We start from the raw sequence: 12,668 nt of genomic DNA on the forward strand, positions 1-12,668 counted from the left end.
GTCCGTCCTCACTGCTCCGGCTTGCGGTAGCGGTCGTCGTCTCTCAGGAACAGGTCTTCGTCGAACTTGAAGCGCAGGCGGATGAACGCGCCCTCGTCGGTGTACTCGTAGCCGGTCAGGTCCGGATCGCCGACGAAACCGACAAAGTTGTAGCCGGCCGACAGCCACAGGTTCTGCTTGAGCAACCGGCCGACCTCGACACCGTAGGCGTACTGGTTGGCGTCGTTGTCGCCGAAGAAGCTTGATGCGAGAACGCCGATGTCCCAGTTCTCAGTGATGTCGTACACCACGCGGCCCGACACCAGCACGCCACGGAAGCGGCTGTCGATGCGGGTGCCGTCGTTGTACGAGAAGCGGTCTTCCTGCCACTTGGCCGCCACGCGTCCGGTCAGCCACCACGGCCGCAGCGGGTGCCAGTCGGCATGCGTGGAGAAGATGTGGGCGCGGGTGCGCACGTCCTCGCCGATGTCGCCACCGGTGAAGCTGCCATTGACGATGCCGCTCTCGTCTTCCTCGAGCTTGTACTCGTAGCGCGCCAAGGCATTGATGCGGTTGCGGTCGGTATCGCGGTAGGCGATGCCGAGCTGGAAGCGGTCCTGCAGGACATCGCCGCGGGCTTCATAGTTGGTGGCCAGCAGGTAGTTGCGCGCCAGCAGCGTCCAGTCGCGGTTGATCTTGCGGGCGTACAGCAGCTGCAGCAGCGTGGTGTCGAACTGCTCGTCGGTGTTCAGCGTCGAATCGACGTCGCCGGAGACGCGGTACTCGATCCGCGCCGCGCCACGCCACAGCGGGTTGGCGCTGTAGTCCAGGCCGAACGCCAGCGCGGTGGCGTCGCCGGTGTCGCCGTCGTAGACGCGCACGTGCTCGGCGTCGGTGGTCAGGCGCAGGCCGTCCTTGATGTCCCAGGAATTGCGGATGCCCGAGGCCATCTGGATGTCGCGACCGCTGATCGCATCGCGCATGCGGTACTCGCTGAACACCTGCGTGTCCTTGATGTAGGTGCTGTCGATGCCGAACACCAGCGCGTCGCTTTCGCGGTCGGTGGTGGTGATGCCGTAGGCGCTGGTCAGGCCGGTCTGGCGCTCGTAGCGGCCGTACAGGCGATTGCGCTCGCGCAGCCGGTAGTCGACGCCGAGGGCGACGCGGTTGCGATCCTCGCCGTTGACGTCCTGCTCGTACTCGCCGCCGACCACGAACTTGTCGTTGATGACATAGCCGACGCCGGCGTGGACGGTATCGGACGACAGCTCGGTGCCGACCGGCAGGTCGGAGGTCGGCACGCTGCCGTTGCTGCGGATCACCGGCAGGCCCGTGGCCGGATCCAGCGGCTGCTGGCCGTAGCCGAGCGCGCCGCCGCCTGCACCGGAGGCGAAGCCGCCGCTGAGTCCGCCGGTGGAGCCGAACGGTGGCGAGATCGACCACGGCGAGGTGATGCCGATGGTTTCGTCGATCGTGCGCACGCCGAAGTCCAGCGTCAGCCGCTTGGTCGCGTCGATGCGGATACCGGCACCGGCGGCGTCGCGCTCGCCGCCCTGCGGGTTGCGGTCTTCGCTGCGCAGGGCTTCGACGTACAGCTCGAAGCGCTGGCCGATCCTGTATTCCATCTCGACGCTGTACTCGCCGCGACCGCCATACAGCGGCGAGGCGGCATTGTTGAACTCCGGATCGGTGCGGGCACCGAACACGCTCATGTCGAAATTCTTGCCGTCGTGGCCGAACTCGAAGCGGTAGGCATCGCCTTCGACTTCACCGCTCAGGCCGCTCAGCGCCGGCGTGGAGTACTGGTTGATCGGGTTGGTATTGATCTCGCTCTGCGTGCGCGCGGCCTCGAGCACCATCCAGGTGTTCTTGCCGAAGCGGTAGCCCAGGTTGGCGCTGGCCATCTTGAACTCGGCGAACGGGTTCTCGTCCTGCACGTACGATCCGCCGATCTCGAACTTGTTGGTGATGCGCCACTGCACGTCGGTGCCGTAGACCCAGAACTTCTCGGTGCCCTGGTCGAGTTCGTAGGTCACCCGCAGCGAGACCGGGTTGAGCTCGGTGTCGAAGGCCGGCAGGAAGGTGTTGAGCAGGATCCGGCCGGAGAACGGCTCGAAGCTGTAATCGACCAGGCGCGCCAGCGGCCGCACCGAGATGATCCGCGAGGGCTGGTTGCGGTCGCGCACGATCACTTCGACGCGGTCGCTGCCTTCGAGCACCGCGTTGTTGCTCAGCCCGTAGGGGCCGCTGCCCTGGCTCGGGAACTCGTCGATCACCTGGCGCAGCGAATCCTCGAAGGCGAACACGTTGCCGCTGACCTTCTTGCTCTCGAAGTGCCAGCCAAGCCCGGTGGCGGTGCGGTTGTAGGTGCCCAGCGTGCGCATGCGGACCTGGCCACGGCTGCCGACGCCGGTCTGCGTGGCCAGCGTTTCGCCGCTCTGGAAGTCGCCGTACATCAGGTAGCTGCGGTTCTTGTCGATGCGCACATACAGGCGTTCGGCCGACTGCGCGTCGAAGCCGCGCAGCGAGGAGTCGCCATAGACCGGATAGAACTCCTCGGGCTGGATGTCGCGCAGCAGGCGGCCACGCACGTCCTTGTCGGAGTCGTAGGCGGCGGTCAGCAGGTACTCGCCCTTGATCCTGCCCTTGACGAAGAACGCGGTGCGCGCGGCGGCATTGGCCTTGCCGTCGTTGAACTCCTTCTCCCAGCGGCGGATATCGCGATCGAAACCGTCGTCACGGCGCACCGGATCGATCGGGCTGCGGTCGCGGAAGTTGATGACGCCCTCGATCAGGCCGGTGGCGATCATCTCGCGCATCTCCGGCAGGAACGCCAGCGTGTTCTCGGCGGTCTGGCCTCCGGACGTGATGCGCAGGATCACGTCCTGCGGCACGTCCGGTGCCAGCAGGTCGAACTCGGCGCGGCCGTTCTCGACCGGCAGCTGGATGCCCGGCGTGAAGCGATCCGCATCGAGGTGGTCCGGTCCAAGCTCGTCGGTGCGCGCACCCGGCAGCTTCACCCGGCCGCCGCTGTACTCGATCGTGGCGTAGGCCTTGCCGGCGAGTGGCAGGCCATCGTCGCCGAGCAGTTGCACGACCACGTGCACGGGCGACTGGCCATCGGCAGGCACGCCGTCGCGGTCGACATCGACCGCCACAGTCGCCACGGCGGTGTTGGCGCTGTAATCGACCTGGCCGGACTGCACGGGCACGGCCTGCGGCGCCGCGTCGGTCGTCGCCGGCGATTGCGGGTACAGCGGCGCCGGGTCACCCAGGGCCGGGATGAAGCGCGGCACGTCGCTGCTGGCGGCGGCTTCGACCGGCGTGAGCTGCGCGTTGGCCGACAGCGGTTCTGGCGGCGTTTCCGACTGCGGCTGTGGCGTTGTCGGCGTCATGTTGGTGGGCAGACTGGAATCGACTGCCGGCGGTGTCGCCGCAGGCGTCGTCGACCGGATCGGAGTGCCCTGCGTCGCCGGCGCCGCGACACCCGCGTCCTGTCCTTCCCTCGCCCCGCGCGGCGCGACGATCGCCGGCTGCTGGTTGGCCGACATGGTCGCCTGTGCCGGTGCGCGCAGCGGCTGGGTTTCGAAGCTCAGCGGAGCCTGGCCGACTTCATTCTGCGCGGTGCCCACTTCGCCCTGCGTGCGACGTGCCTTGACCTGCTCGAGCACGGCATTGGAGCCGCTGCCTTCGATGAAGTCGGCGCGGTGCAGTTCGCCATTCTTGAGGTCGATGAACAGACTGTCGGCATCACCCAGGTTGCGGTTGCTGCTGGCGACCAGGCGCGAGCCGACGGGCAGCGTGCTCTCGTCGACCTTGAGCGTGTGGCTCTTCGGCGGCAGGCCGCAGTAGCTGTACTTGCCCTCCGAGTCGCTGACCATCCAGGTGCCGTCTTCGAAGTACATGCGCACGCCCGGGATGCCCAGCTCTTCGCGGTCCTGCATCTGGTTGTTGTTGGTGTCGACGTAGATCTTGCCCAGCACGCAGCCTTCGTCGGTGAACACGCCGCCGGTGATGCGCACGCGGTACTGCGCCTGGTTCGACGGCACGACGCCCGGCAATGGCTGCAGCGTGTTCGGGTCGACGCAGCCACCGGTGATCGAGCAGCCGTAGGCCTGCGCGCGGTTGATGCCGTCGCCCTGCATCGAACCGACGCCGATGCGGACGCGGTAGGTCAGCACGATCTGCTCGCCGACCGAGATCGGCCCGGTGGTGAACACCAGGCGCGGGCCCGGCTTGCCGGCCGGATCGGGAATGGCGCTGCCATCGGCGCGCGCGGTGCCGTCGATGTAAGTGAAGCCCGGCGGCAGGTTGTCGATGACGTTGACCGTGTCCATCGGCGCGCCGGCGGTCTGGCGGATGGTGATCGTGTACATCAGCGTGTCGCCGACCTCGACGATCTGGCGATCGCCGGTCTTGCTGATCACCAGGCCCGGTGCCGACGCCGGATCGAGCGGGATGTGGTTGTGGACGATGCTCGCGGTGGCAGAGCCTGCCACCAGCGACAGGTAGTAGGCCGTGCCCGGGCCTATCGGTGCACTCGGGGCGGTGGCTTGCGGCTGCACTTCGAAGTTGCTGCCGACCGCGCCCGGCGGGTTCAGGGCATTGGGCTGCGCCGGTATCACCGCCGACGGGAAGGTGAAGCCGCCCGGCGGTGCCACCCGCAGCGTGTAGTCGCAGCGTGCAGGCGCGCTCGGCGCGAACAGGAACTGATAGAAGCCATTGGCATCGACGGTCATCGAGATGTTGTTGCCGTCGATGCTGTAGCCGCCGGCGCCACCGTTGAGGATCGAGGTCGTCGGCTCGAAGCCGGCGCACACGCCCGTCGGCGCCAGCGTGACCACGGATCCGGGCACCGGATCACGGCTGACCACGTCGTAGACCACGCCACCCGGATCGACCGGCAAGCTCTGCTGCGGCAGTTCCGCACCCGACTGCAGCACGACTTCGAGCTGCGAGATGCTCAGGTCGGTGACGCGGCAGGTGCTCGCGGTGCCGCCGGCAATCGCCGCATCGGGATTGCAAGGCGCCGGTGGCCCGCCGGCGGTCTCGCCGGTGACCGGGAAGCCCCACACCACGCCGGAGGTCGGATGGCGGAAGCGCACGTAGTAGCGCACGCCCGGAATGAGGTCGCGAATTCGATACGAGCCGTCTGCAGCGGTGACGGCATCGGCGATGACGGCATTGGTGGCCGTGTCGACCAGCTCGACGCGCCAGCCATCGAGGCGACGATCGCCGCCGTCCAGGTGCGTGTCGTCGCTGCCGCCGTCGAACCACACCGTGCCCGAGATCGCCGACGCGAGCTGGATGGGCGTGGCAATGCGGCAGGCGTTCTGGGTGATCGCCGGATCGCAGACCGGTAGCGCCGCGACATCGCCATTGAAAGCCGCGCGCTCGGCGGGCGATGGAACATGCGCCTGGTCTTCGCCACCGCCTTCGACCAGCACGGCGTTGATCACCGGCGAATTGGCGAGCGCCGACTCGGCAACCCGTGCCTGCACGACGATCGCATCCGGGTTGACCTGGTCACGCGCGATCACGGTGCTGCTGGTGCAGCTCAGCTGCGTCTCGCCGACCGCGCCGGTGCAGGCCCAGCCATTGCCGGTCGGTGTCGCCGCCAGTGTCAGGCCCGGCGGCAGGCGGTCTTCGACCACGTAATTGCCTGCGGTCGGCTTCGGCCCGGTGTTGCGCACGCGGATCGAGTAGGTGCCGATGTTGTTGACGGTGAACTGCACCGGCGTCGCGGTCTTGCTGACCTTCAGGTCGGGCGAGTCGGCGATCTCGCCGAAGTTGGCTCCGATCGCGGCTGCACCCGGGGTCAGCGTGATCGCGCTGATCGCCGATGGCAGCGTGCCGCGCGGCGTCGCCGTGCCGTCGGGAACGCCGTTGACGGTGCCAGGCGTGGTCACGCCGTCGGTGGTCAGCGGTGGCTGGTCGGGTTCGGTCACCGTGTAGGTACCCGGACGCAGCGTGTCGAAGATGTAATCGCCGTTGGCGTCGGTCGCGGTCGAGCCATTGACCACCAGCGCCATCGCCAGCGCCGGCAATGGTGCGTTGACGGTCTGGCCGAGGTCGTCATTGCCGGTCAGCGTGACGATCACGTTCGGGATGCCCGCTTCGCCGGCATCGAAGGCACCGTTGAGGTTCTCGTCGATGTAGACCTTGCCGGAGATCGACGCACCCGGGGCTTCACCGAAGTTGTAATCGGTGGCCGTCTCGTTCAGCAGCAGCCCGATCGCGCTGATCTGCGAGGGCAGGGTGTTGGGTGCCGTCGCGGTTCCGCCGGAGCTTCCGGGCACGGTGATGCCGTTGACGGTGCCCGGCGGCTGATCTGGTTCGGTCAGTACATAGGCGGCGCCTGCTGGCAGGCCCTCGAAGACATACCGGCCGTCTGCATCCGTGGTCTGGGTCTGGCTGACCGGGTCGCCCGTCAGCGTCTGCCCGGTCAGCTGGATGGTCACGTTGGCGATGCCCGTTTCGCCGGCATCGATCACGCCGTCATTGTCCGTATCCAGCCAGACGCGGCCCGCCAGCGAGCCGGTCGGGAACTCGCCGAACAGGTTGTCGACGTGTGCGTTGCCCGAACCCAGCGGTATGCCGACGACCCGGGAAGGAATGTCTCCCTGCACGCTGGCCGTACCGCTGCGAACGCCGTTGATGTTGCCGCGGTCGGTAAGGCCGTCCGTGGTCGACGGCGGCTGGGTGGGCTCGGTCAGGGTGTACAGGCCCGGGCGCAGGCCCTCGAACAGGAAGTTACCCAGCGGACCGGTCGTGGTGGAGACGTTGACCGTTTGCAGCAGATCATCGACACCCGACAACGTGATCGTGACATTGCCGATGCCTATCTCGACGCCGTCCTGCACGCCGTTGCGGTTGCCGTCGATGTAGACGCGGCCGGTGATCGTGCCCGGCGGAATCTCGCCGAACAGGTAGCCGTCGACCTGCTGGCTCACCGCCAGCGTGATGCCGGCCACGCGCGAAGGTGTCGTCGACGCTGCGGTGGCGGTGCCACCGCCGGTGCCGGCGACCGTGGTCCCGCTCAGCGTGCCGGTCGGTTGCGTCGGTTCGATGAGGACATAGGTGCCCGGCGGCAGGCTGGTGAATTCCCAGGTCCCATCGGGGTTGCTGGTGAGCGAACGCGTCACCGCGCCGCCGCCGGTGACGACGCCGGCCAAGTCGATCTGCACGCCGCCGATGCCGTTCTCGCCGGCGTCGATCACGCCGTTGTTGTCGCTGTCCAGCCAGACCCTGCCGGCGATCGCACCGTCGGCGATCTCGCCGAACAGATTGTTGATCGATGCATTGCCGGCCCCCAGCGCAATGCTGGCGATGGCCGACGGCGTGGTCGTCACCGGCGTCGCCGTGCCGGCCGGTGTGCCGTTGATCGTGCCGGGCGTGGTGATGCCGTTGGTGGTGCCCGGCGGCTGCGTGGGCTCGATCAGGGTGTAGTTGCCGGGTCGCAGGTCGGTGAAGGCATAGGCGCCGGTGCCATCGGTGGTGGCGCTGGTGTTGACGGCAACGCCGGTGTCGGTGGTGCCGGTGAGCGTGACCGTGACGCCGGCGATGCCGACTTCGCCGCCGTTGATCAGGCCGTCGTTGTTGAAGTCGTAGAACACGCTGCCGGCAATCGAGGCCGGCTGGATCTCGCCGAAGTTGTAGCCAGTGCCGGCGACGGAGATGGGAATCACGATGGCGCTGATCGCCGACGGCGTCGTCGCCAGGTCGGTGGCGGTGCCGCCGAGGCTGCCTGGAACGGTGATGCCGTTGAACGTGCCCGGCGGCTGGGTCAGCTCGGTCAGCGTGTAGGTTCCGGGCACCAGTGCGGGGAAGCCGTAGTTGCCATCGGCATCGGTCGTGGCATCGCGCAGCACCGGCACGCCGTTGTTGGTGGTGCCGGCCAGGCGGATGCCGATGCCGGCGATGCCGCTTTCGCCGGTGTCGATGACGCCGTTGTTGTTCAGGTCGAGCCAGACGCGGCCACTGAGCGCGCCGTCCTGCGGGTTCTCGCCGAAGTTGAACTCGGTGCCCTGGCCATTGCCGACGGCCAGGTCGATGGTGGAGATGCGATCGGTCGTCAGCGGGTCGCCGCCGACCGCGGTGCCGCGTACGCAGCCGCTGACGCACGGCGCGCCGCTGATCAGGCCCGGATTGACTGCCAGCGGCGCGTTGTTGAAGTTGCCGGCCGGCAGCGGCTCGCGCAGCGTGTAGACCACGAGCGGATCGAGGTTGGCGAAACTGTATGCGCCGTTGGCGTCGGTAGTGGTGGTCTGCAATACGCCGCTGGTGGTGGCATCGAGCAGTTCCACCGTGGCGCCGGCGATCGGCGCGTCGGTGCCGGCGTCGCGGGTGTTGTTGAAATTGTTGTCCGCATAGACGAAGCCCGACAGCGTCGCGTTGATCAGCTCGGGGAAGTTGTAACGAACGCCTGCATCCTGGCGGCCGACGGGAATGGTCGCGAAACTCGAATTCGGCGTGCCGCGTGCGTACGCGCCGCCCAGGGACGGTGCATCGGGACCCGTCGCCGGCGGATCGACCGGCCCGTTCACGAACCCGGTCGGCTGCGTCTGCGTGATCGTGTAGCCGCTGGCGTCGGACGGCGACAGTTCGCCGAACGTGAAGTTGCCGCTGGCATCCGTCGTCGTGGTCAGGCTGATGGCGTTGCCGTAGACGTCGGTGCCGGCCAGCGCCAGCGTCACGCCCGGGATGCGCGGCTCGGCGCTCGCATCCTGTGGCACGCCGCCATTGGCGCCGGCACGGTCGCGGTCCTCGAACACGGTGCCGGAGAGGGTCGAGGCGATCACGCCCAGCGGCACCGTCACCGTGTCGTTGCCGTTGACGTTGTCGACCTGCTGGGTCGAGACCGTGGCGGTGTTGCTGCTGGTGCCGCCAGGCGGCACGGCATCCCAGCGCGCCGGCACGATGATTCGCACGCGCCCGCCGGTTCCCGGCACGAAGGTCAGGTCGCCGACCGTGCAGTCGATGGCGCTGCCGTTGAGCGTGCAGGTGCCGGTGCCGTTGGGCACCTCATCGCCGCCCGGCGGATCGGGTCCGACCTTCTCCCAGGTGATCGGGCCAGTGACGATCACGCCCGCGGGCAACGTGTCGGTGACGCGCGTGCCCGGCCCGTTCAGCGGATTGGTGCCGCTGCGGTCGAGGCTGAGGCTGGAGCCAGGCCCGTTGTTGAAGGCCTCGATGACATAGAAGAACGGCTCGCGCACCGTCACCGGGTCGACGGTCGGCGGCAGCGCCACCGTCGGGCTGGCCGCCGGCGCCTGCGTGACCGTGGTCTTGGAGACGGCCAGGTCGGTGCGCGTGCGGATGCTGGTGCTTTCGTCTTCGGTGTTGTTGGCCGGCTGCGTGTCGGTCTCGTTGGCCTGCGAGGTGGCCTCGTCGACCAGCGTGTCGCCGGTCGCCGACGGCGGAGTCAGGTACTCGAATCGCAGGTACAGCTCGCTTTCCGCATCGACGTTGATCACGCCAGGCTGGTTGGTGGGAAAGCCTGCGCCCGGCATCACGCACGACAGCCCGAGCGTTGCCGGGCCGGTGACGGGGTTGGTGCCTGACGTGATGGTGCAGGCAGCGAGGATGAATGTGCCGGTCGCGCTGTTGGAAGCGCCGACAAAGCGGATCGAGGCCCCGGCCTGCGGCGTGATGGTGTCGGTGATGCTGACGCCGGTGGCGATGGACGGCCCGCCGTTGTTGCGGACAGTGATGCGATAGGTGATGAGGTTCTGTGTCGTATCGGTGGGGTCATAGCCCATCGGGTCGACGCCGCCGGTGAAACCGATGTCCACCTTGTTGGTGATGAGGTCCACTTCACCCGTCGCGAACGTCAGCACCGCCGTCTTCACGTCGTCTGCAGGCGTGGCGATCGTGTTGAACTCGAAATCGCCCGAGGCGTCGGTGCCGCCGCTCGGGTCGGCCGCGCCGTCGCCGTCGCGATCGAAGAAGAAGGTCGCGGTGTCGGGGAAGGCGCGGGCCGGGTTGCCGGTCAGGTTGAAAATGGGGGTTATCGACACGGTCAGACTGTTGGTCTGTCCGCTGGCCATGTCCAACGGGGTGCAGGTGATCGTGACCTCACCCGCCGCGCCGCCCTCGGTGAAGAAGCGCGGCCCTGCGGGCGTCGGGACGACGCTCACATTGGCGCCGGGGGCGAGATCGCACGTGGTGGTGCCGCCACCGTCCCGCGTCGCCGAGTTGATGACGAAGCCCGAATCGTTCGGCGGCAGCGCGATGACGTCACGGAAGACTACGGCCGTGGCCGTCGACGGCCCTTCGTTGCGGTAGTCGATGCGCGATTCGCTGGGAACGCCGACCTGGCCCGTCGTGCCGGTGGTGATGGTCTTGGCCGTGGTCTGGACATTGGCGACGCGTGGAATGCGGACGAAGTCCGATGCGCTGTTGTTGCTGTCGTCCACTTCGCCGATCGCACCGGGAACGGCGGGGTCGACGGCGACACCGGCGGTGTTGCACCACGACCCGGCGGGCATCGCGACGGCACCGCAGGTCCCGGCAGGGCGCGTGGCGCTGTCGTCGAGGGGTCCGTTCACGGTGACGGTGGCGGTCGCGCTGGCGCCGGGCGCCAGTTGCGTCGCGCCGGACCGGCACACCACGCTGCCACCGCCGTCGACGCCGCAGGTCCAGGCCGGTGGCGCCACCACGCTGGCGGTGCTGCGACCGCCGATGAATCCGGGGATCGGGTCGTTGATGACCACGCCTGGCGTGGCGTTCGGCCCTGCATTGGTGACGGTGATCGTGTACGTGAAGCTGGTGTAGGTGACCGGCAGCGTGTTGTCGGCCGTGCCCGGTCCGTTGGTCTGCTTGGTGATGCTCAGGTCGGCCGATTGCGTGGTGCTGCCGCTGCCGTCGCCGGAGCAATCGTTGCCGGGATTGCCGTCGACGTTGGCGCCGCCGCTGGTGATCGGCTCGAGCGAGCCGCCGGAACCGCCGGTGCAGGCGTTGTTGGTCAGCGTGCCGGCTTCGCGGGCACGCGTGGTGATGGTGAGCGGTGGAGCGCTCGCTCCCGATGCCAGCGGCAGTGCGGAGGCATCGAGCGTGCAGGTGACCGTCTGCGGCGTTCCCGGTCCGATGTAGACCGGCGGCGCGACCGTGCAGGTCCACGGTGGCGTCGGGCCTGCGCCAAGGAACTGCTCGCCCGGCGCCAGCACGTCGACCACCTGCAGCTGACCGGTCACCGTGTCCGGACCCTGGTTGGTGACGTTGATGGTCGTCGTCATCTGGCTGTCGAGGTCCGGCTCGGTGCCGTCCCACACGTTGACCAGCGCTGGCTGCTTGTCCTTGGTCAGGGCGAGGTCGGCGCCGGGCGTCAGCACCGTGAAGGTGACGCTGCTGCTGTTGTCGTTCGGCTCGGGATCGGCCGTGGTCGTGGTCACGGTGGCGATGTTGGTCTGGTCGCCACTGCTGCCCGGTCCGCTCGACGGCACGGTCGCGGTGATCGTGAATGTGTCGCTGGAACCGGCCGGGTACGGACCGTTGTGCGTGCACGTGCGCTGGCCGCCGAGGGGACCGGTGGTGCACGTCCATCCGGCCGGTTCGTTGCCACCGGTGACGGTGAAGCCCGGCGGCATCGGATCGGTGAAGCTGACGTTCTCCGCGTCGCCCGGCCCGTTGTTCTCGACGATGATGGTGAACGTGACCGTCTGGCCCGCCGTCGCCGGTGCCGGGCTCACGCTCTTGTTGATCTCCATGTCGGCGCCGGCGCCGATGCCGACGGAGACGTCGGCAGTGTTGTTGGCCGGATTCGGGTCGGGTGTGCCGGTTGCAGTGACGGTGGCGCTGTTGACCACGCTGCCGCTGGTCGAGGTCACCTGCGCCTGGAACGTGTAGGTCGCGGTCTGGCCAACCGGAAGCGTGCCGGGGAATGTGCCGTTGGGGCCGCTGAACGTCCATCCCGCACCGCTGGTGCTACCGGCGACGAAGTTCAGGCCTGTTGGAAGCGTGTCGGTGACGCTGAAGTTGGTGGCGTCGCTGGGACCGTTGTTGGTGACGGCGATGGTGAAGGTGACGATGCCGCCGGCCACGGCGGGGTTGGGCGAGGCGGACTTCGCCAGCGAGAGATCCGCCGAATCGATCAGGGTTGTCGATTGCGAGTTGCGGTTGTTGGCCACAACAGCATCGCCGGAGAAGAAGGGATCGGTATCGGGCAGCTCCGCCAGCGTGATGGTCGGTGCCGGGATCGGCAGGTGACCTATCGCGGCGTTCAGCGTGATGATCCCGGGCGCTTGCCCGGCGGTGTTGACCTGGATCTGGAAGGTGAAAGGCTGTCCGCCGATCAGTACCCCTGCCAGGGTGCCGTTGCTGCACTCGATGCGGGTCGGAACCGCCGCGTTCGGCGAGCAGAACGCGGGCAATGAAGCAGCGGTCGTCCCGGCGGGCAGGTCGAAGAGCGTGAAGACACCGGACGCCGAGTCGGCCGCAGTGTTCACGATCGTCACGCTGTAAGTGACGACGCCACCGGCAGGGGTCGGGTCCGAACCGGTATCGGAGAGGTCGGAGATCTGAAGATCGATCGCCAACGCGGGAAAGCTTGCTGCGCACAGGAGCAGGCTCAGCGCCAGCGTGCGCACGAGACGGGTCGCGACATCTAGTATCGGCTCGCCATCCCGTTTCGGACTGACCCGTCCCAGAGCCATGCAAGCCCCTTAGTCGTCGAATACTTCGTCCTCGAC

General features: G+C 68.0%; 1 protein-coding gene. It reads right to left on the reverse strand.

What is annotated here, in order from left to right:
- Window positions 1–8 precede the first annotated feature (8 nt).
- On the reverse strand, window positions 9–12,632 hold the full coding sequence (locus HIV01_RS15135) for an SdrD B-like domain-containing protein (RefSeq protein ID WP_207526997.1): 12,624 nt from the start codon (window positions 12,630–12,632) through the stop codon (window positions 9–11).
- Window positions 12,633–12,668 lie beyond the last annotated feature (36 nt).

This window comes from Lysobacter arenosi, from assembly GCF_016613475.2.
Taxonomy (GTDB): Bacteria; Pseudomonadota; Gammaproteobacteria; order Xanthomonadales; family Xanthomonadaceae; genus Lysobacter_J; species Lysobacter_J arenosi.

Coding starts and splice junctions, on each gene's coding strand:
- HIV01_RS15135 (WP_207526997.1), bottom strand. CDS start 12,632: ATGGCTCTGGGACGGGTCAGTCCGAAACGGGATGGCGAGCCGATACTA.